At 37.2% G+C, this 20,216-nt stretch carries 26 protein-coding genes; 7 read left to right on the top strand and 19 right to left on the bottom strand.

Annotation, left to right across the window (positions count from 1 at the left end):
• Positions 1-71 precede the first annotated feature (71 nt).
• Complete coding sequence (locus TY16_RS11135; RefSeq protein WP_043931998.1) at positions 72-1,679, bottom strand: glucose PTS transporter subunit IIA; 1,608 nt, start codon at positions 1,677-1,679, stop codon at positions 72-74.
• A gap of 347 nt (positions 1,680-2,026) precedes the next feature.
• On the opposite strand from TY16_RS11135, the gene TY16_RS11130 reads away from it, so the two are divergent.
• Positions 2,027-2,785: a hypothetical protein gene (locus TY16_RS11130; protein ID WP_043931997.1), complete on the top strand. Its 759-nt coding sequence runs from the start codon at positions 2,027-2,029 to the stop codon at positions 2,783-2,785.
• Positions 2,786-3,486: 701 nt separating this feature from the next.
• On the opposite strand, the gene TY16_RS11125 is transcribed toward TY16_RS11130, so the two are convergent.
• The 6 genes from TY16_RS11125 to TY16_RS11100 all read right to left on the bottom strand — a co-directional run bounded on the left by TY16_RS11125 (position 3,487) and on the right by TY16_RS11100 (position 7,190).
• Entirely contained in the window at positions 3,487-4,374 is an 888-nt protein-coding gene (locus TY16_RS11125; RefSeq protein ID WP_043931995.1) for a type II toxin-antitoxin system SpoIISA family toxin, read from the bottom strand.
• Between the two features lie 277 nt (positions 4,375-4,651).
• Positions 4,652-5,197, bottom strand: a complete 546-nt coding sequence (lepB, locus tag TY16_RS11120) for a signal peptidase I (RefSeq protein WP_043931993.1) — start codon at positions 5,195-5,197, stop codon at positions 4,652-4,654.
• Between the two features lie 161 nt (positions 5,198-5,358).
• Positions 5,359-5,622, bottom strand: a complete 264-nt coding sequence (locus tag TY16_RS11115; protein ID WP_043931992.1) for a hypothetical protein — start codon at positions 5,620-5,622, stop codon at positions 5,359-5,361.
• Between the two features lie 176 nt (positions 5,623-5,798).
• Positions 5,799-5,990, bottom strand: a complete 192-nt coding sequence (locus TY16_RS11110; RefSeq protein WP_043931991.1) for a hypothetical protein — start codon at positions 5,988-5,990, stop codon at positions 5,799-5,801.
• Positions 5,991-6,468: 478 nt separating this feature from the next.
• Positions 6,469-6,867 (bottom strand): hypothetical protein, encoded by a 399-nt coding sequence (locus tag TY16_RS11105; protein ID WP_043931989.1) that lies wholly within the window; start codon positions 6,865-6,867, stop codon positions 6,469-6,471.
• 32 nt (positions 6,868-6,899) lie between these two features.
• Positions 6,900-7,190, bottom strand: a complete 291-nt coding sequence (locus TY16_RS11100; protein WP_043931988.1) for a hypothetical protein — start codon at positions 7,188-7,190, stop codon at positions 6,900-6,902.
• Positions 7,191-7,455: 265 nt separating this feature from the next.
• On the opposite strand from TY16_RS11100, the gene TY16_RS11095 reads away from it, so the two are divergent.
• The gene (locus tag TY16_RS11095) at positions 7,456-8,589 is read left to right on the top strand and encodes a histidine kinase N-terminal domain-containing protein (RefSeq protein WP_043931987.1); all 1,134 of its coding nucleotides are present in this window, start codon (positions 7,456-7,458) and stop codon (positions 8,587-8,589) included.
• 61 nt (positions 8,590-8,650) lie between these two features.
• On the opposite strand, the gene TY16_RS11090 is transcribed toward TY16_RS11095, so the two are convergent.
• The 3 genes from TY16_RS11090 to TY16_RS11080 are packed head-to-tail and all read right to left on the bottom strand — an operon-like array spanning position 8,651 to position 9,792.
• Complete coding sequence (locus tag TY16_RS11090) at positions 8,651-9,094, bottom strand: hypothetical protein (RefSeq protein WP_043931985.1); 444 nt, start codon at positions 9,092-9,094, stop codon at positions 8,651-8,653.
• A gap of 51 nt (positions 9,095-9,145) precedes the next feature.
• A complete protein-coding gene (locus TY16_RS11085; protein WP_231505601.1) occupies positions 9,146-9,493 on the bottom strand; it encodes a hypothetical protein in 348 nt (115 codons plus the stop codon).
• Positions 9,494-9,528: 35 nt separating this feature from the next.
• Positions 9,529-9,792 (bottom strand): hypothetical protein, encoded by a 264-nt coding sequence (locus tag TY16_RS11080; RefSeq protein WP_043931983.1) that lies wholly within the window; start codon positions 9,790-9,792, stop codon positions 9,529-9,531.
• Between the two features lie 180 nt (positions 9,793-9,972).
• On the opposite strand from TY16_RS11080, the gene TY16_RS11075 reads away from it, so the two are divergent.
• Positions 9,973-10,491: an acyl-CoA thioesterase gene (locus tag TY16_RS11075; RefSeq protein ID WP_043931982.1), complete on the top strand. Its 519-nt coding sequence runs from the start codon at positions 9,973-9,975 to the stop codon at positions 10,489-10,491.
• A gap of 299 nt (positions 10,492-10,790) precedes the next feature.
• On the opposite strand, the gene TY16_RS11070 is transcribed toward TY16_RS11075, so the two are convergent.
• From TY16_RS11070 to TY16_RS11055, 4 genes are all read right to left on the bottom strand, one after another.
• Positions 10,791-11,348, bottom strand: a complete 558-nt coding sequence (locus TY16_RS11070; protein WP_052342682.1) for a riboflavin kinase — start codon at positions 11,346-11,348, stop codon at positions 10,791-10,793.
• A 114-nt stretch (positions 11,349-11,462) separates the two neighbouring features.
• A complete protein-coding gene (locus TY16_RS11065) occupies positions 11,463-12,029 on the bottom strand; it encodes an NADPH-dependent FMN reductase (protein WP_043931981.1) in 567 nt (188 codons plus the stop codon).
• Between the two features lie 13 nt (positions 12,030-12,042).
• Positions 12,043-13,098, bottom strand: a complete 1,056-nt coding sequence (locus tag TY16_RS11060) for an LLM class flavin-dependent oxidoreductase (protein WP_043931980.1) — start codon at positions 13,096-13,098, stop codon at positions 12,043-12,045.
• Between the two features lie 32 nt (positions 13,099-13,130).
• Positions 13,131-14,186 carry an LLM class flavin-dependent oxidoreductase gene (locus TY16_RS11055; RefSeq protein ID WP_043931979.1) on the bottom strand — a complete coding sequence of 352 codons (1,056 nt, stop codon included), beginning with the start codon at positions 14,184-14,186 and terminating at the stop codon, positions 13,131-13,133.
• A 134-nt stretch (positions 14,187-14,320) separates the two neighbouring features.
• On the opposite strand from TY16_RS11055, the gene TY16_RS11050 reads away from it, so the two are divergent.
• Entirely contained in the window at positions 14,321-14,674 is a 354-nt protein-coding gene (locus TY16_RS11050) for a winged helix-turn-helix transcriptional regulator (protein ID WP_043931978.1), read from the top strand.
• Positions 14,675-14,927: 253 nt separating this feature from the next.
• Here the strand turns inward: TY16_RS11050 and TY16_RS26565 are convergent, their stop codons facing one another.
• From TY16_RS26565 to TY16_RS11035, 4 genes are all read right to left on the bottom strand, one after another.
• Positions 14,928-15,086: a hypothetical protein gene (locus tag TY16_RS26565; protein WP_197028385.1), complete on the bottom strand. Its 159-nt coding sequence runs from the start codon at positions 15,084-15,086 to the stop codon at positions 14,928-14,930.
• A gap of 176 nt (positions 15,087-15,262) precedes the next feature.
• Complete coding sequence (locus TY16_RS11045) at positions 15,263-15,727, bottom strand: GNAT family N-acetyltransferase (RefSeq protein ID WP_043931977.1); 465 nt, start codon at positions 15,725-15,727, stop codon at positions 15,263-15,265.
• Between the two features lie 23 nt (positions 15,728-15,750).
• Positions 15,751-16,230, bottom strand: coding sequence for a GNAT family N-acetyltransferase (locus TY16_RS11040; protein WP_043931975.1), 480 nt, complete (start codon positions 16,228-16,230; stop codon positions 15,751-15,753).
• A 135-nt stretch (positions 16,231-16,365) separates the two neighbouring features.
• Positions 16,366-16,872, bottom strand: coding sequence for a GNAT family N-acetyltransferase (locus TY16_RS11035; RefSeq protein WP_043931974.1), 507 nt, complete (start codon positions 16,870-16,872; stop codon positions 16,366-16,368).
• A 250-nt stretch (positions 16,873-17,122) separates the two neighbouring features.
• Between TY16_RS11035 and TY16_RS11030 the strand changes: the two genes are divergently transcribed.
• Positions 17,123-17,749, top strand: a complete 627-nt coding sequence (locus TY16_RS11030; RefSeq protein WP_043931973.1) for a metal-dependent hydrolase — start codon at positions 17,123-17,125, stop codon at positions 17,747-17,749.
• Between the two features lie 70 nt (positions 17,750-17,819).
• On the opposite strand, the gene TY16_RS11025 is transcribed toward TY16_RS11030, so the two are convergent.
• Entirely contained in the window at positions 17,820-18,347 is a 528-nt protein-coding gene (locus TY16_RS11025; protein WP_043931971.1) for a GNAT family N-acetyltransferase, read from the bottom strand.
• A 345-nt stretch (positions 18,348-18,692) separates the two neighbouring features.
• On the opposite strand from TY16_RS11025, the gene TY16_RS11020 reads away from it, so the two are divergent.
• The gene (locus TY16_RS11020) at positions 18,693-19,124 is read left to right on the top strand and encodes an NUDIX hydrolase (RefSeq protein WP_043931970.1); all 432 of its coding nucleotides are present in this window, start codon (positions 18,693-18,695) and stop codon (positions 19,122-19,124) included.
• Between the two features lie 29 nt (positions 19,125-19,153).
• Positions 19,154-19,528 carry a VOC family protein gene (locus TY16_RS11015; RefSeq protein WP_043931969.1) on the top strand — a complete coding sequence of 125 codons (375 nt, stop codon included), beginning with the start codon at positions 19,154-19,156 and terminating at the stop codon, positions 19,526-19,528.
• The last annotated feature ends 688 nt before the right edge of the window (positions 19,529-20,216 follow it).

Below are 20,216 nucleotides of genomic sequence, written 5' to 3'. Positions count from 1 at the left end.
GTGGTGTTAGGTAGTCTTTTGATAAAACAAAGCAGGCTAAATCATTCATTTAGCCTGCTTTGTTAATGTTATTAAGCCTTTAATTTCATCAATTCTTCTTCAGTTGCATTGACTTTACCAGTTTGGATTGGCTCTACATCAATATATTGGTTGGTATTGGTTATCACAACTGGAGTCTTTATATCGTAGCCATTAGCTTTAATATTTTCAATGTCGAATTCAATCAGGAGATCGCCTTTTTTCACTTGGTCCCCTTGTTTTATTTTAGCATTGAAATATTGCCCTTTAAGCTTGATGGTGTTTACCCCGATATAGATAAGAATTTCTGCGCCATTCTCCGAAGTTATCCCAATAGCATGGCCTGTTGGGAATAAGGTCGTCACTGTCCCATCAGCCGGAGAATACACCTCACCTTTGGCCGGTTCAATTGCAACACCTTTCCCTACGGTTTCGGTTGAGAATAGTGGGTCGGAAATTGCACTTAAAGGAAGGATTTCGCCAATTATTGGACTGTAAATCGTTTCACTTTTAACATCGGCTAAGCCAAATTCTTTTACAGTTTTAGCGGAAGCAGTACCATTTTTCCCTTCATAACCAAATATCAGTATAAGAATTGCCGCAATGGCAAGGGAAGTTAATACACCAATGAGAAACTGACCTATCGGTGTAAAAACAGGGATGGACAAAAAGCTTGGGAGTGCAAAAGCCGTTCCATTAACACCAAGAGCACCATTAATTGCTCCGCCAATTGCCCCTGCAATGGCAACAATAAGCATCGTTCGTTTAAATCGTACGAGAAGACCGTACGTTATGATTTCCGTTGTCCCTGCCAAAGCACCAGGCAGCAGTCCGGATCCAGCTAAAGTTTTTAAATCCTTATCTTTTGTTTTGAAGAAAACCCCGATAGCCATACCCATTTGAGCGAATGGCGCTGCAGCTATCATTGCCATTAGCGGGTCAAGGCCCGATTTTGCAAGGTTTGCAATAAAAATCGGGATAACTGCCCAGTGAAGGCCAAGGATTGTAAGGAACGACCATGACGCACCCATAACAGCCCCAGTCAAAACCCCGCTTTTCGAGCTTAAGAATTCTATGATAATTGCAAGTCCCTCGCCTACATACGTACCAAAAGGTCCAAAGAGCAGGACGGTTAAAGGAACAATCACCATTAAGGAAATCAATGGATTGATAAACATCTGCAGATCTTTATAAATAATTTTTTTCAAAAATTTATCCAAAACTGCATAAATCGAAACGGCAATCAGGATTGGGAACACGGTTGATGAATAACTGGCCAGGATGACTGGTATTCCCATGAATGAAACATCCTGGGCTTCTGAAGCCACTAAATTTGTATAATTTGGCTCCAATAATGCAGCCCCGATAGCTCCGCCAACATATCCATTGGCACCAAGCTTATTGGCCATGGTAATCCCAAGGAAGATTGGGAAAAAGTAAAAAATTGCATGCCCTGCAGCAGAAAGAATTGCATATGTACCGCTTTCGGGCGAAATCCAGCCCAGTGTTTTTAAGATGGATAATAATGCTGAAATTAAGCCGGACCCAGCTAGCACTCCCAAGATGGGAGCAAAAGCACCACCAATGGCGTCCAGTATTTTGTTCATTATTGAGTTGTTTTTTTCTTTTGTTCCACTTGTGGCAGTTTGAGTTGCTTCCATTATCTGTCTCCTCGTATGGTGATTTCGTGGAAAATTGATTATCTTGTCTTATCTTTTCTACTTCTAGCTTATTTTAGTAATCATTTTTCCTTACGGGATACTAGTATACCAGCAAAATCGGATTTTTTCTTTAAAAACGCTTTTATTCCATTAATTCTCTTTTTCTTTAGCGATTATTCAACGGGTCCCAATGGTTTTTAACCTGTACAGGATATCTATAAAGTCAGTTAGGAAAGAGTTAAGATTGCCATAACCCTGCCCCCTTCGCCCAGAATGCTTGCAAGAAGTTGCCTCTGTTCTAGTTCAAGCATAGGATAATAGACCATTACTGAGGAGGATTGTCGTAAATGGGTCTATTCGTTAATAAACACATCCGGAATTTATTTAAAAACACAAAGAATGTTCCCGGTCCAAATCAAGAAGAGGCAAGGACAAGCCGATTAGACGAGCTCATTGCTGAGCAGCAGCAAACGAACAAGCAGCTTCTCGAATCAATCTCCGAAATTAAGCCCCGGTATGATCAACTGCAGGAAACACAAACAGCCCAGTGGAATGAAATCAAAGGAAAAATGAACACGCTGGAAATCCAGGGAGAGAAACGGGACGTCTTTGAGAAGAGAATCCTGGACCGCGTGAATCTTCTTGACCAAACAACCAGCCAAAACCACCAATCACTTCTGGAAAGTGAACGTCTTATTAAATCGGTGTCGGCACAAGTGTCTGCTATTCATGAAACGAATCAGCAAATATCCGAACGGCTAGTTGGAAACGAGACTGTTCAGCGCCAATTGGCAGAAAGAGTGAATGATCAGGTTCAGGTACAGAAGGAAATTGCCGTCCAATTAATAAAGCATGAGGAAAACCATTCAGAGGTACTCGAAAGAATTGATAAGCAGGAAGCTTTAACAGATAAAATGTTTCATCAACTAAATAACATTCGATCTATCCTATATGAAAGAACCAATTACCTGGCCACAAAGATCGAAGAAGGCTATTCACTAACTTCTACCTATGTTTATAAACTGATGACCGGCTCAGAACAGCCACTCACCTTTTCCGTACTGCAGTCACAAAAAAAGAAGGATTCAGTAAATAATAAAGAGTAATTCCTTCACTTATTCCCCTGTCCACAACTTTCTGAGTTCTAATCGCGCTTTACTTCCTTGGGAAAATGCAATCCCACTACTTTTTGGTAAAAGGTTCAGTTTTAACCTGCAAAATATGGATAACCAGCGGGTAATTTGATAAGTGAATGAGCATAGGAAATGCTTGGAGCATCATATGCTCCAAGCGCATAAATTCGGATTAGAATATGTGTGGTAATAACTAATGGATGCGATGATCAATGTTCATAAATCGAGGTCTCTTCGAGAGTAAACGAAGCAATTCCTCATTTTCCTTTTGCACAGGATGAGTGATGTTTTTTGCTACGCAAAGCCGCTTGTTAGGATTCCTTGGCGGTGATGATTTTTTAATGGATATCATAATATTTAACACTACCTTCTCCGCTTGTTTCTATAGGTTATGCGACTTTGCGGAAAAATAACATAAAAAAAGAGAAGGTACAATTACCTTCTCTTTCCCTGTATTATTCAGCTGCTCGCCTAATTGCATCCCTATCATTAGCTTTCATGCGTCCAATCGAACGGTCTAAATTAATGGTTGTTGGCCTTTTGTTGGGGTTTCTAGGAGGAACACTACCGTGTCGGGAAGATCTTTTTGTTTGAGCTTTACGTCCAATTTTTAAAGGTGATCCAACTGTCATCTCTTCCACACTCCTTTCATCTTCTATTAAGAATACCATGTTTTACTTTTCATTTCCATCTTCGCCATCTATATCATCTTCATCATCACTAGGTAAGAATTCGTCTTCGTTGTATACTAACCACATATCAAACGCATATAAAAGGTTTAACATAATAGAAGCATCAGCCCCTGTTACTTCACTACCTTTCCTGGAACTTACAACAAAAAGCAAGTTATAATACTCACCATAGTAAGGAAATAACACAGCGTTGCTTTCCTTTTCGATGATTTCGATATTTTCTCCTTCCAAGAGCGTCTTGATAGCCTGTTTTTTACGCATTCCCAATCCCTTTAGAGTAAAATCATGTTCTTCTATGATCTTTTCATAAGCATCAATGACATTCTGGCGAAAGATACTTTCGTCATCGGATGACTCAACCATGTAGGAATAGACTTCTAAATGGAAAGATGATGCAAAGTTTTTTAAATGGGAAAGAACGGATTCTTCATATTTCTCGGGAGTAAATTCAAATTCATCCACCAGCCATTTTTCTTCGCTTTTTGGCATCATTTGATTTACTTTTAGGAGTTTATCACTTAATTCAACAAAGGCTCCCCGATTCTTATTTATACTTTCCACCAAACTCTCTTGTTGTAACTCATTCGTCATAAATTTAGTGATGTCCGGTGTCTGAAAAACAAACAAATCAATAATAACCACACTAATAACCAGAGCGATCAAATACTCTAGTTTTTGCCCAACATTCGGAAATACATTAAATGCCCATAAGAAAAAGGCGATTAGAACAACTAAGCCATAATATATTTTTCTCATAGCGACACGATGCTTAAGATAAAATTCCCGACTCCATATGTATAGACCTATACTAAAGGCAATCCCAATCAAAAGGACGCCAAATACCGTGACCATATACCAGCTCGCTTCCACTCAAATCCCCCTTTCACTCCCTATATTATGGCATAATCTGGCTATTAGAAAAATATCTTACCTGAATTATTCACAGTTTTTTTGACTTGATAATAAGAATTACCCAAAGGGCCGGCTCTCTAAAATGGGCATTTCTGCTGTAAAGATACTTGCTCTCAATATCAGCAATGAAGGAATACAAGAACTAAGCTATAAACCAGAAAAAAGGTGCACCATTCTTTTTGAACAGTGCACCCTTAATATCATCCCAATTTAATTGCTTGATAGCAAATAAAAATTAGTTTTTTATGATTTTAATTTCATCTAGTGGATAGTAAACAATGTTTGTTATACCAATTACTTTCTCTAACGGAATAGCTCCAATATCTCGACTATCCCTGCTAGCCCTTCTGTTATCACCCAAGACGAACAGATGGCCTTCAGGAACTGTTTCACTGCCTATCGTTTCTTTTAAGGTAAAAGAGTCCGTCAATGTACCTTGGCTGATTCTTTCTTTGTAACTATTTAAATAAGGTTCATCATATGTTTTTTCATTTATATACAAAACATCATTTTTATACTCAATTTTGTCGCCTGGAAGGCCGATAACTCGTTTAATATAATCCTCACCGTCCGGGGCGTGAAAAACAACAATATCAAATCTTTTTGGGTCCCCGATTTTTGTTACTATCATGCGTTCCTGATCCTGAAGTGTAGGGTTCATTGATTCACCATCAACTACAATCGGCGTAAAGAAAAAAGAGCGAATTATGACTGCTAATACAAGTGCCGCTATTATGGCTTTAATCCATTCATACGTTTCATTTTTCTTCTTCTCTACCATTTCTCATCCTCCCTTAAAATTCGTAAACACTTTTATCCTTATTTTACCATATTTAAGTAATAATATATTTATATACTTTAAACTCTTCTCATTTAATAAATACAATATTGTACGATTATAAGAGAGCTAAAAAGGTATCTGTTTTGGTTTTTCTTTAGGATTTACAAGAAAAACAGGAAGCCTAAAGCTAAGAAGAGTACAATGGAACCTATTGACCTTACCCAAGTGATTGAATTTTCAAGTCCCGCTTTTTTCTCTAAATAATTAATGTAAGTAATAACCAAAATAAATCCGCCAAAAAGCATTAGATAAACAGAATGATTTCTGTTAGATAGCGTACTCATTGCAGCAAGTCCAATAAGGATTGTTCCTATAGCTCCTAATAAAACATTGATATATAAGGCGATGCTTTTATTTTCCTTCATTTGACTCCCCCGTAATGAAATTTCTTAAACTGCACTGATAGAACAAATTTCAGAATCTAAGGAACTTCATTCGAACACCCTCTTCCTTGTTAAACAACCATTGACTGTTCGTTTAATAAGGATTTTTTTAAAAAAGTGCAGAAATTTTTCCGAATCCTTTCACCATTTATATAAATTTATTTTTCTTTTTGTCCTGTGTTCTTCTCTATTGTTATTAGTTTTGACATCACAAAATGAACTACAGCGACTGTAAGTAAAAAATCTCTATATGCCTCATTGGTACCCTCCAAAAACGTCGCAAAAGTCCAGAAAAATACGAACGAAATTACAAGCAAAGTCAGAACATAATATTCACTTTTCAGTTCCATTTTATATCCCCCATTATTCAATAGATCAGTTCCATTGAAGTAATTTCTTCATCCTGCTAACCAATCGTTTACATCTTTCAGAAGTGTATGCCGTGTCGCGGTCGTTACGCAGTAGAGCCACATGAAGGATGGCTTTCCATAAATCAGATTTATTTTGATGTTTTCATTTTCTGATTTCTAAGTGCTAGATAAAAACATGCAGCTGCCAAAATTGCAACAGAGCCATAAAGTAAATAGAGGTGATTGTTTTTCCCTGATTCGTCCTACGCTACCATTCCGCCCCCACTCATACCAACTTGACCTGTATCTTGCCGATGAGTTCTTCATATATTTCGACAATGATAGATTGATAATCTACAATTGATATCTCTTCGGCTCCAAGAAGGTCCTAAACTTCCTTATTTATGCCCTATACTGTCGTACATTCCTACCTTGGTATCATCTCAATAGAGCTACTGTTGCTCAAAGAACAAATCTTTTATTTACAGCTTTTTAAGTACTCATCTTTTTTAATTAGTTTCGAAACTCCTGGACTGGCATTCGAAATTTGTATTTGGGCACTAATTATTTCTCCTTTTCCATTACTATAGAGAATTGCTGACAAATCCTCTCCCTTGCAAATTTCCTTTAAGCTTACTATCTGCTTAAAAATTGTAGGGTTTTCCATTAATTCATTAACATTGAGTTCCTGTTCTTTAAGTTCAGAAAGAAATTCCTCATTTGTTGTAAGTGTGTAATGTGTTTTTTTCTCAGCCTTACTTACTGTCCACTCCAAATCTTCAATATAATTTCTATGCTGTTCACTTAATTCCGCTGAGGAGCAGCTTGGAAGCAGGATAAGTATAAAGCAAAAGCCAATAATCGTCCCAATTCTCATAAAATATTCACCTAACATATTGATTAATTGGTTCAACAAATTAATTCCAAAAGCCGATTAATAATTTTATCTCCTTTGTACGGTTTATGATTGAATAAGTACTGAAAGTTGCCTGATGCAGTCCAAATGTTCAATTCTCCGCCATTGCCCGTAAGAGAAACCTTCACTATTTTGCTCAACGGAATTGAGATGATATTATCCCTCCTGTGTGGCACAACCTCCTTCTTAAAAACTCTTCGATTTGAAATAAATAATCCAACTCTCTTGTCATATTCAAAGTCCAAGATTTCTTCTCCTGTTAGAAGATGTTTTTGATAGTCCATGTTCTCACTCTTTCAAATTTATTGGTTACTTAGGAAAAACTACTCTTATTTCTTATCAGATAATGGAGATACGTAATTTTCTTTAACATACTTAGAAAAATTCTCTAATTTTTAATTCGATACTTTTGTCTCATTTCCTCCATTTGGTAACTTAACACCTATACTGAAAAGTATATTAATTCTAAATTTTGTGTTATATTTCCTTTGTGACTATTTTGGTTGATGCGCGTTTTCTGGGAATTAATTAATAGAAAGCAGGATTCTAATGGAAGCAACCGTAGAATTGAAGGGCTACAAAATGTTAGCCGACTTTCTTCAAGAAAATGAACAGACATTTTTAGATGATTGGGAAGAACAGATTGTCGTGAATGAGACGGAAGATGATCGAGATCTTATTCGCAATAATGGATATTTAATGTATAGGCTGATCATTAGTTCGATAGGAAATAAGGTGCGGGATAGCGAATTAAAATCAATGGCATATAGAGTCGCCGAAGAACGCCTTGATGCAAATATCAACATTGGAGAATTTGTCTACAATGTAAACCTTGGCCGGAGTATTATTATTAAGCAGGTTTACAATTCGGGAATTAGCTCGGGAGACGGAAGGAATGTCATTGACCTGGTGAATCGGCAGTTTGATTTATTCTCCTATTTTGCCGTCACAAGATATACAGACTTAAAGGACATAAAGCTTCAGGAACAAAACCATTATATTTCGCAAACCCATAAGGAAAGACTGGCAATTCTCGGTCAAATGTCTTCAAGCTTTGTACATGAATTCCGCAATCCACTTACTTCCGTTATGGGATTCATCCGGCTGTTAAAAAGCGATTATCCTAACCTCCCCTATTTGGATGTTGTTAGTATAGAGCTTGACCAACTGAAATTTCGGATCACTCAGTTCCTTCACACCTCGAAAAAAAACATTATCAGTGACGATAAAAATGAAGAAATCCCAATTAGAGATTTGTTGGTTGAAGTAATCGATTTTCTATATCCAAGCATTGTGGACGGTAATATCCAGGTCAACTCGCACATTGATGCCAGCACAACCGTCTATGGGGATCGTAATGAGCTGAAACAAGTTTTCCTTAACCTGCTTATGAACGCGGTTGATGCTGTATTTGAACAAGACAAACAAAGAATTATTACCATTCAAACCTTACTAGGAAAAAATGAAGTGAAAATAATGATATCAAATAATGGTGATCCAATTCGTGAGGAAATTCGTAAAATCATTTTTGAACCATTTTATACGACGAAAAAATTAGGTACGGGAATCGGTCTTTTTGTGTGTAAAAACATTATCGAAAAACATAAGGGGTCAATCCATTGCCAGTCGGATGAAGATTTGACTTCATTTGAAATCAGTCTGCCAATCACTGAAATACAATAAAGGTTAAATCGCTATATGTAGGCCCAGGGAATAGACTCTGGGCTTTTTTATAAGAAAAACATTAAAGCCTATTATTGGTTACTAAGCCCATCGATCCGGAATCTTCGAGATATTTTTGCCAATTAAATAAGCCAATAAGTAATCCAAAAACCATATACAATGCCATATGGACAAAAAAATAACCAGTTGGAAGAATAAGAAGTTCAATCTCCTCTGTTAAAGCCCATGTGGAAAATCCTACAGGTATTCCCCACCCTATTGCCCCTTTTCGTATTAAGTATCTCGGAAAACCCTTTGGCATTTCTTTTAAAAACCATTTCTCTACTTTCTGTTTGCGGGTGACCTTTCTTTCTTTAAATAAGAAAATTGCAACGCCACTCCACCCAAGGCCTACTATCCACCGCATAATAGCTATTGAGACATTGGAAGTAGAATAAGCAAGATAAAAGATAGCAACGGAGAAGGCTAGACTTATAATTATGAGAATATATTTAGAGAATTTCACTTTTTTGCCTCCTTTCTCCGCCTAACTTAAGTAAAGTTCTCGAAAAACAACTTATGCAATTTTCCTTCCCATTCTTGACTCAAACGTTAAAACAATTGGATAGGAAATGATGAATAGTAACGAAATGATAGTAAATCCTTCAAACCATTGTTTGAACAATACCTTTGACCATCCATCCTCGCCGATAATCCAGTAGGAGACCATATTTGAGATTGCAATTCCATCTTCTATCCCTGGAACTAGACTGTGGGAATAGTTTTGGGCAAGACAGACAGCAGCAAGCAGCGATATGCCAATCGCAATGCCAACTCCTTTAGAGAAAGGGTTTGTGACTCCTGAATGTTTGAATACGATGACAGAAATTATTAAAAAAGCTACAGATCCAAGAATACATAACATGTTGCACCTCTCCTTCATAAATAAGCCGCTAGCTATTATTGATTTGTATAATGCTTTACCTCTTCCCAGAGTGATTCCTCATCATCTGGTTTTTTCCAAATCTGCCCATTCGCAGTGTCATAAAGATACAGCCAGCCCTGGTTTACAACTAATTGAAGTGATCCAGCACCGCCCGGCTGATTAACAATGAGCTCGTTAGGTATATCAACGGTTTTATCTTCAATTGCATTTGACAAAAACCAGGCAGCCAGCAAAATACAGACTCCAAGTCCAAAAATTGAAGCAGATAAACCTTTCATCCATCCCCCTGCTTTCGTTATAAATTTTTAAATTCATTTAACATAATTATCCAATATGCAATAAGTCTTAGCAATATGTATTTTCAGAATAAACTAAAGATGGGAATTTCAGTATTTACGTTTGGATGAGAATGATGAAACACGTATAATAGACAAAAAAAGAGTAAGTGGGGATTGTCCATGAAAATAGAAGCAAAACCATGTTCCGCATCGAAAGTAATAAAGACCAGCAGGGTGCTGCCTCCAGATACGAATAATCACGGAACTTTGTTCGGTGGCAAACTGATGAGCATGATTGATGACTGTGCATCGATTTCGGCTTCCCGCCATGGACGGTGCGATATCGTCACAGCTTCCACCGACTCCGTCGACTTTCTGACACCCATTCAGAAGGATGATTCAGTTTGCCTCGAATCATTTGTTTCCTGGGTCGGAACGTCATCCATGGAAGTATTCGTAAAGATCATTGCGGAGGACTTAAAAACCGGAGAACGAAGACTAGCCGCAACCTCCTTCCTGACCTTCGTTGCCTTGTCACAGGATGGCAAGACCGTTTCCGTTCCGAAAGTAGTCCCCGAGACTCCAGAAGAAATTATGCTATACGAAAGCGGAGCGGAACGGGCTGAAAACAGGAAAAAGCGCCGCAAGAACAGCAAAGAACTTGCCAAGAAAATGGAGATTGGCCTGCCTTGGGGATAAAAACCCATCTGCATAAAAACAGCCGGCCGGGTAAACCTGTTTTGTTAGTTGTCACAAAACTAGATAAAGTAAGACAAAAAGACCATCAAATTGTCTTTAAATTTGATGGTCTATTTTTATTGGTATATCGATATTCATTTTATTTTTACGTTATTTTTTTATATTTGCGTATTAATTTGCTAATCAACAGTAGCTTCTGTAAGTCTGCAAATTACGGTACAATTAAATCGCTAATTTTACCTTAAAAAGGAAGAAATAAGGTGCCCCAACCTCTTTCTTTAACACTTTGCAGCATCTCACTAACTTTTACACCCATGATCATACTCCTTCAAGTGTTTCTTTAAATAATTTAAAAAGTAAAAGAATATCTTAGCATCCAATTTATCTTGCTGCATTTGATTTATAAGTGAGTTCAGGTCAGGGAACTTTATTTCCTCTCTCAAATAATGTATAAAAGTGACTGAAACCTTTTTCCCATATAGATCCCCATTAAAATCAATTAAATGAGCCTCAATTAAATAATCCTCTCCATTTACTGTGGGACGGTAACCTGCACTAATAAGGGCATCCCGTACTTCATTTCCGCCGTCTATATGGTGTATTTCAACAGTACCAATGTAGACCCCAGGCTTAGGAGATACATTCGATTCTGTGACATCTAAATTAATCGTGGGGAAACCAAGTGTTCTGCCTAAGGCTTGACCATGTATAACTTTACCGCTATTAAAATAAGGTCTTCCCAACAGGGCTAGTATAGCTTCCATTTTCCCCTCTTTAATAAGAGAATGTATCTCGCTACTTATTTCCCCATCATTTTTCCTTTGAAAAAATGCTGATTTAGCTTCAATTACTTTCATTTATTCCACTTCCTTTTAAGGTCAAAAATAAAAAATCAATAGAAAAAGAAGCTAATAGGCACCCTTATTCTATTGATGATAAAAATACATAAGGTAGATCCCAAAGGTTGCATTTTAAAAATCGTATTTAGCCTCTTTTTCTTTACGGATGGTTGTATATGTTTCTGTTAAGATAGCAGTGTCCTCAACTAAACGTTCTAATCGGAAGAGAACATCATCGTTTACTATTTCCTTGCGATGAAAATCCTGTTCTTCAATAAATACATACGTTTGGACAATTTGGGCTTTCATATATGCCAAGATCGGCTTTAACTGCTGCTCAACAATTAAAAAGTGTTTTGGGGTGCCAGCCGTCACAAGCATACTGACAACTTTATCACGAAACGCATTTACAGGCAGCAAATCAAAAATATTCTTTAAAGTGCCTGGTATAGAAGCCTGGAAAACAGGAGTACCAATGATAATGGCATCTGCTTCCATAATTGTCTTTGTAACATATCCTGTATCGCCTTCATATTCCATATAATTTCGACCATCACTGAATTGAACCTTATATTCAGCTAAATCAATTAAAGTCGCTTCTGCATCTGGATACTTCTCAGCTATCGCTTTAAACGTGTAATCCATCGCTGTCCGTGTTTTTGATCCGACAATTGAACCTGAGATACCAACAATTTTCATATTTAAAACCTCCTTATTTTGCTGTGTATTTTTTAATGGCTGGTAAAATTTCAGTGGCAATGAGTTCAATATTTTTTGCCCATAATTCGAATGACACCCCACCAAAATCCATTTGAGCGATATACCGTTGATGACCAAACAGCTCATGCTGATAAAGTATTTTTTCAATCACCTGTTGTGGACTTCCTACCATTAAAGCATCACGCGGGTCAGCAGCCTGGGCAAATTGACGTTTCGGATAGCTATGCCCATTAATCAATTCCAACCCAATATTAATATGAGGATACGAATCCTTCATCGCTTGCTGTGATGTCTCCGCTGTATAGAAAAATCCCGCTGTTGCAATTGGAAGCGTCTCTGGGTCAAAACCACTTCGCTTAGCTGCCTCGCGGTATGCATCAACAGAAACCTTAAAGTTAGCTGATGGACCACCGAGTGTAGCAAGGAACATTGGAACTCCTGCAATCCCAGCCTTAATCGCACTTCCAGGAGGTCCCCCGACTGCACGCCAAATTGGAAGTGACCCATTTTTCGGACGCGGAATGACCTTCGCATCTCTTAGTGGAGAACGGAATTGCCCACTCCAGTTCACAACCTCTTCCTCATTAATTTTCAATAACAGCTCAAATTTCTCCTCAAACAACTCCTCATAATCCCGAAGGTTATAGCCGAGTAATTCAAAAAGCCCGACCCTTGAGGCACGTCCAGCTATAATTTCGGTACGTCCATTTGAAATCAAATCGATTGTAGAAAAATCTTCATATACCCTCACTGGATCGGAGGTACTGATAATTGTGGAAGAACTTCCTATTTTAATTTTTTCGGTTGCCTGAGCAATCGCCGACAAAACTACCGAATGTGCTTGAGTTGTAAAATAATCCTGATGGCTTTCACCTACACTAAAAAAGTCTATACCTGCTTGATCTGCCATCTTGGCGGCTTCAATGATTTCTTGAATTCGCTGCTGTGCTGAAATCCTCTTTCTTGTATGGGGATTCGGGATATGATCTCCCAATGTATAAATTCCAAATTCTATTCCTTTGCTTGGATTCATTCTGTATTTTTCCATTTATGTCACTACCTTTCTTTTTATAAGTTCGTTTAATTTTTTGTGGCTTTTCGAACTGCTGGAGCGACTTCAGTAGCGAACATCTCGATTACTTCCATTACTTTTCTAAAAGGCATGTTCCCATGGTCAATCTGAACTATAAATCGGTTATGTCGATACAGTTCATGCTGGTAGAGTATTTTTTCAATGATTTGTTGTGGGCTTCCCACCATTATGGCATTTTTAATGCTGTTTGCTTCAGCGTAACGATCCTTTGGAAAAGGGGTGCCCCTTGCCTGCGTGAATGTATGATTAAGATAAGGAAAGTAGTCCCTTAATGCTTTTTTAGAATCCTTATCGAGATACATCATCGTCGCCACAGCTATCGGCAGATTTTTCGGATCAAATCCTGATTCAGTTGCGGCACGGCGATATGCATCAACTCTCTTTTCGAATACGTTCGATGCTCCGTAAAGTGCTGCTATGTGCATTGGTACACCCATTCTTCCAGCTTGAATGGCACTTGCGTGGTGCTCACCAACAGCACGCCATATAGGTAGTTTCCCATTTAAGGGTTTAGGGAAGATTTCAGCATTCCTTAAAGGAGGGCGAAATTTTCCTTTCCAAGAAATTGGCTGTTCGGTATTTAACCTAACGAGTAGGTCAAATTTCTCTTCAAATAATTCGTCATAGTCATTCAGGTCAAAGCCAAATAGCTCATAGGGTCCGTATCGAGATCCCCTGCCTGCAACAATTTCTGCTCTTCCATCAGATAATAGATCCAAAGTGGAAAAGTCTTCATAAACACGGACAGGATCGGATGTACTTAATACAGTGGAAGCACTGATTAATTTAATTTTTTTTGTAACACCAGCAATTGTTCCAAGAATAGTTGGAGTGGATGAAGCGATGAAATACTTTTGGTGACTTTCGCCAACGCCAAATACATCCAAGCCCGCTTCTTCTGCAAGTTTTGCCATGGAAATCATCTCTTTCATTCGCTGGTGCTCGGTCATTGGTTTTTTAGTTGATTGAGCCGTAAAGAGGTCTCCCAACGTGTATAGCCCTAGTTCCATTCCTTTGGTTTGGTCAATTCGATACGTTTCCAAAAAGCCTGCCTCCCTTCCAAAAAGTCTTGACAATTTTTGTTTGCAAGGTCATTATAAACCGTAAGACCATTAAATGTTAGTACGCACTTTAAAGTGGTATAGTATACAAAAGGATACTATTGGAGGTGTTATAGGTGGAAAAAGTACCAGAACTATGTAAGGTAGAAGATGCTTTAGGTATATTAGTTGGAAAGTGGAAACCGCTTATTTTATTGCATTTATTGAAGAACGGTACTCAAAGATTTAGTGAACTAAAAAGAAGTGTTCCTGGAATTACACAAAAAATGCTGACCAATCAATTACGGGAATTAGAAGATGAGGATATTATTGAGCGATACGTATATCCACAAGTACCTCCCAAAGTAGAATATTCCATTACAGACTACGGAAGGACATTGGAACCGATTTTAGAGGCAATGCATGATTGGGGAACGAAGCACACGTTGCATAAAATGCAAAAAAATAAACAAAAAACCGAAAAACTTTAAAAGGCTGTCTTTAAGAAAGACAGCCTTTTAAACGTTAAATTCCGTTATCAGATATCGATAATACCATGTTGAACTATACTCCCTGCCCCCTTTGTTCAATAAAGAAATTCGGTTAATCCTTCCTGGATCAACGCACGTGTTTTTGTTAGCCTGCCCTCATTTGTTCAATAAGAAATTCAAAAAAGGCATAAATCCCTAAAGACTTTATGCCATAGTAAGAATCCAATAAAAGATTGTTTAGGAGCAACGTAAATTACTTAACGGTTTCGCTATTGAATCGAAGCTCGGTAAAATGGACTAGTTCAACTTTGTTGGATGAATCCCCTTTTTCAATCACTTCACAAAATCCAGATGCATATTGAACAATTAATAAGTATTCTTTTCCTTGATATAGTACTGGAAGGTTTTCCATCTTACTATCACATCCATAGCTTTTAAATCCATTTTATTTCCAATCCGCTCATATGTCTGTGGATAAAATGTGATAATTAGCATAAAAAACCGTAATTTAACTAAACTGCCTCACTTAGAATCAACAAAAAAAGGCGTAAATCCTCCCTGGATCTGCACACCCGTTAATAAAGCTAACTATTTTAATTTCATTTTTAACCCTTCGTGAGTTGATTTAAAACCTAACCGTTCATAAAAGCGTAAGGCATCTGCTCTTTGTTTATCTGTGGTAAGTTGAATTAAGTGACAACCGCGTTCTTTTGCTCGTTGAATTGCCCAAGCTATAAGTTCGGTTCCTACTCCCATACCACGTAAAGAGGAGGCTGTTCTGACCCCTTCAATAGTGGCTCTCCATCCACCCTGGTGTGTTATATAAGGAGTAAATGTAATTTGCTGTACACCAATCACTTCATTACCTTGATAAGCTACTACCAACTCATTATTAGGATCAGAGGAGATAGCTTGAAATGCTTTTAAGTAGCTTTCTGGAAGTGGTTGTTCATAACGCTCTCGAATTCTTCCCAATTCATCATCAGCAAGCATAGCAACAATTCTATCCAAATCTTGTTCAGCAGCTATTCTAAACTGGATTTCTTTTTCCATACATCCCCCTCCTTGATGAGGTATTATATTGTTCTTATCAAAATTTCCCCGGATAATCCGTCGATTTCACATACTTTTTCTGAATGAAATCCACTTTTAATCAATATTTTTCTTGATGGAATATTATTAGGATCAATAATTGCTGTTAAACGATTTACATTTGTATTTTTGGCTTTATTTATTAGCACCTCTGCAATCTCTCTACCGTATCCTTTACCCCAATACTCTGGGAGCAGCATGTATCCTAATTCTGCTTCATCATTCTTTTCTTCATTCAAAATTAAACTACCAAGTCCGATAAACTCTTTTGTGTAATTATAAACCTTGTAAGAGCCGAATGTTTCGTGCTTTTTATTTCGGTTTATTATCTTTTTAAATTTTTCTTGTGCTTCTTCTAATGGGATTGAATGCTCAGTAATCATACTCATTACTTGTTCATTCGAGACAAGCAGGAAGTATTTATTAAAATCAGTTGAATCAAATTTTTGCAAGGTGATATTCATATGTATTCCCCTCCTAACTTAAGAAATTGATAGATTAGTCGTTAGACCTTCCTCTTAATTAGGAATTCAACAATAAGGGGGTTAATCCTTCTTTGATCAATGCCCCGTCTGGTTTAAGTGATTTTTAACAGCAATTTATAGTGTACGACAATATCTTAACGATACATAATTCTCATCTTCATTATTTGCAAAGCTCTCTTGCTCTTTTATAAACTGAAAACCCCTAGCCTCATAAAACGGGATACCCTTTTGATTTCCTTTTCCTACTGAAACCCACTGTTCGGTTGCTCCTTTGGTCTTTTGTACTTCTGTAAGGGTTTGTAAAAGAAGCGTGCCGATACCTTCTCCACGTCGATTGGGATCTAGATATAATACATAAACTTCTCCCTTATCTTTATCCAACATCCCGCCACCAATAGCCCCCAAAACTTCTCCATTCTCTAGAGCCACAAACCAACCATCCCAACCATCCCCAGAATAATTAATTTCTCCACGGATTCGATCGTAATTATAAAACTCACTAATTATTCTATCGATATATTCAGATGAATGGGTTTCCTTATATGTATCTCTATATCCGTCAGAACAGACTTTTGAAATTCCTTCGATATGATGTAATTCTGCCCGTTTTACGTTAATCACAAAGTCATCTCCTTAAAATAAGTAAAAATATTTAATTCCATTTTCAAATAAATTATCCTGCTTATTCAACTGCCACGATATTTAATCAGAACTTGATAGGTATCCAAACCTATTGCTGCCGGGCAGTTTTTTCTATTTAGCTATAATGTTAGTAAAGTTTTAAAAAAGCCTAAACAGAACAGATGTTTTGTTGTAGAATAGGACTATTGCTTTCTAACCTTACAAACATGATTTTAGGAGTTGTATTAAATTGAATGGGACATCACATGCAGTAATTGGATCAACAACAGGGTTTATCGTTGCTAATACAGTTCAAGCCTCTCCGTCTGCTACGCTTATATTAGTCGGCATGGGTGCGGTTTCGGGATTAATTCCTGATTTGGATATTGACGGGAAGCTACGAGGAAGGATCACCTTATCTCATAAGGTCATACGTTTTTCTGCGATGATTATTGGCTTCCTCATGGTGCTTTATAGTTTCTTTGAAAAAACAGCGGTCGAAAAGTGGCAAGGTATAGGAATTGGACTTTTCATTGTTTTAATCGCATCACTTATTAAGCAAAAACATATGTTGACGATTACCGGAATTGCAGTTCTGATAGGAGGACTGTCTTTAGAAGAACTGTGGTTGATATTGCTGGGAATTTACATAGTAATTGCTTCGTTTTCCTCTCACCGGAGCTATACTCATTCGATTCTTGGAGTAATTTTTTTCGGAATCATAGCTAACCATTTAGAGGTTTCGCTCGGAATCAAAGGTGTTTTCTACACCTGTTTAGCTGGTTATGTAGGCCACCTGTTAGCTGATTTAAAAATACTGCCCTTCAATAAACGCGGGGTTAAGCTATTCTTGCCACTATCATCTAAGGAAATTTAGCTTAGCTCGTAAGTACACAGAGGTCCATCCAGGAAGTATTATTTTCCTTCCTGAATGGATTTTTGTATGGCTAAGAATGATTTAAAATCGGATCGAATTCTGTCCATTGATAAGTAAGCAATTGCAACGATTTCCCGTGAATCTCAATTGGCGTTGACGTGTAGAGTAGTGCACCCAGTTTTTCATAAAAAAACTTGGATTTATTGTCTTCAAGTACTTCCACAAATACTGTTTGATAACCCAGTTTAACAAAGGTTCTAAATAATGGATCAAGCATCCTTCTCCCAATCCCATGCCCCTGATAGTGTTCCAGAATATAAATTGATGTAACATCCCCGGAATGATCAAATTCTAATTCATTAGTCACTCTTTTTCCGCCATCAGCAAATCCAATAATCTGGCCTTCCTTTGTTTCCGCCACAAAAACATAGTTATCAGACCTGGAAATATTATTCCTCCATAACTCTGTCCGCTTTTCATAAGAAAGCTTTTCCAAATACTCGTCAGGTACTATATTCTTATAGGTCGTCCTCCAACAATCCAGATGAACTCTAGCGATCCCTTTAGCATCTTTAAGCTTTGCTTGCCTAATAATCATCCGTAATCTCCTTTGAGAACTACTATCCAAATAGGATACTTCAATACTAGCCCGTTAATTTTCTTATACCTCAAATTGTTTCTTCAGCCATGGATCAACGTTTTGTGATGCGTTCCCTTCTCCACCTTTTATTTCTTATAGATTTCTTTACAAGAGATGGAACTCCTTCTTTTTAGCCTAATAATTCTTATGCGGTTCAAAAGTCGTTGGTTGAATATTAACATTAGGACCTAGTGATACTAGTCAGCAGATTCAGCTTATGTTAAACTCAAATTATCATAATTTTCCAATAAATAACTTTTATGGAAGAACACTCTATAAATTTTATAGAAATGAGGGAATGAATTGGTTCAAACCACACAGAATATTTTTTCGCCGCCAAAACATATAATTTCCGCAGCTGCCATTGTTATCAATGAACAAAATGAAATCTTGTTAATTAAGGGACCTAGAAGAGGTTGGGAAATGCCAGGCGGACAAGTGGAAGAAGGAGAGTCTTTAAAAGAAGCTGCAATAAGGGAAACGAAAGAGGAATCCGGTATTGATATTGAGGTGCTGAAATTTTGTGGAGTATTCCAAAATGTGAACCGCTCAATTTGTAATACCTTGTTCTTGGCTAAACCTATAGGCGGCCAATTAACGACTTCCCCAGAAAGTTTGGAAGTAGGGTTTTATCCTATTGAGCAAGCTCTGGAAATGGTAACTCACAAGAATTTCAGACAAAGAATTGAATACAGTTTGGATAAAAGCAAACAACCTTTTTACATAGAATTTTAAAGGAAAATAAATTTAAGGAGAGCGATTCTATGAACACGAATTTCATTCAAAAGATAAATCAAATCGGGGTGCCTGTTAAAGACATAAATAGGGCAATAACATTTTATAAGGAGCTTGGACTACCCCTGCTTTTTTCAACAGATACAATGGCATTTTTTGATTGTAATGGAACACGAATCCTTCTAAGTTTGCCTGAAAAAGCTGAGTATTCACAATCAAGCTCTGTTATATACTTTCAGGTTGTAAACATTAAAGAAACCTTCGAACAATTAACTAATAATGGAGTAGCATTTATTGACGAACCTCATGTTGTGGCCAAAATTGGCGGAGTTGAAACGTGGATGACTTTCTTTAAAGATACAGAAGGCAATACCCATGCTTTTATAAGTGAAGTGGAAGTTTAATCATTAGAACCAAGGAAACCTTATCAAATAAAGGTTTCCTTAGTTCTTTTATTTATTCATACAAGCCCTTTTATACATTAAAATGGAGTTTAAAAATACTGTAACCCTCAACTTTGAACACTTCTTATATAAAGAGTATCCTCTAAACTTATTCCATTCATATGCCCGTTTGTTCAATTCGGAATTCAACAAAAAGGGCGGAAATCCTTTCTAAAGATTGCCTTATAAAAAGAATGCTACCTCTTTAGACAGGTACTAAAACTGCACTTACCATACTGAATGATGTGTACACCTATTTTTCGTTTTTATGATTATAATTAAGTAATAGTAATTCTGCTTCTATTTCTTCGTTGGATACAAATCCTTCTTCTGCTTTTTTATTCTTACTTTGATTCTTACTCTTAGGAAATAACATTAAATGCCTAAGATTAAGATTAATACAATTAATAACACAGAACCAGGATGCAAAGGTTGATCTGCCGACATAGCAAGTTGCAATAAAATTGATGCAGTAAGTAATGATAAACTAATTATTAAAAGTCCAAATAACCTATACATAACATCACTCCTTTTCAAAATCGTGGTTCTTAAAGTTGTTACTGAAAAATATTCTACATAAAAATTAGTTTTCCTTTACAGGAATGCTCCCCCGTTTGTTCAATAAGGATTTTAACAAAAAGATGCCTCA

The sequence above is a fragment of the Bacillus sp. EB01 genome, from assembly GCF_000613125.1.
Lineage (GTDB): Bacteria > Bacillota > Bacilli > Bacillales > Cytobacillaceae > Bacillus_D.
The sequence above is the reverse complement of the archived record's forward strand: the minus strand, read 5'-3'. Positions and strand labels throughout refer to the sequence as shown.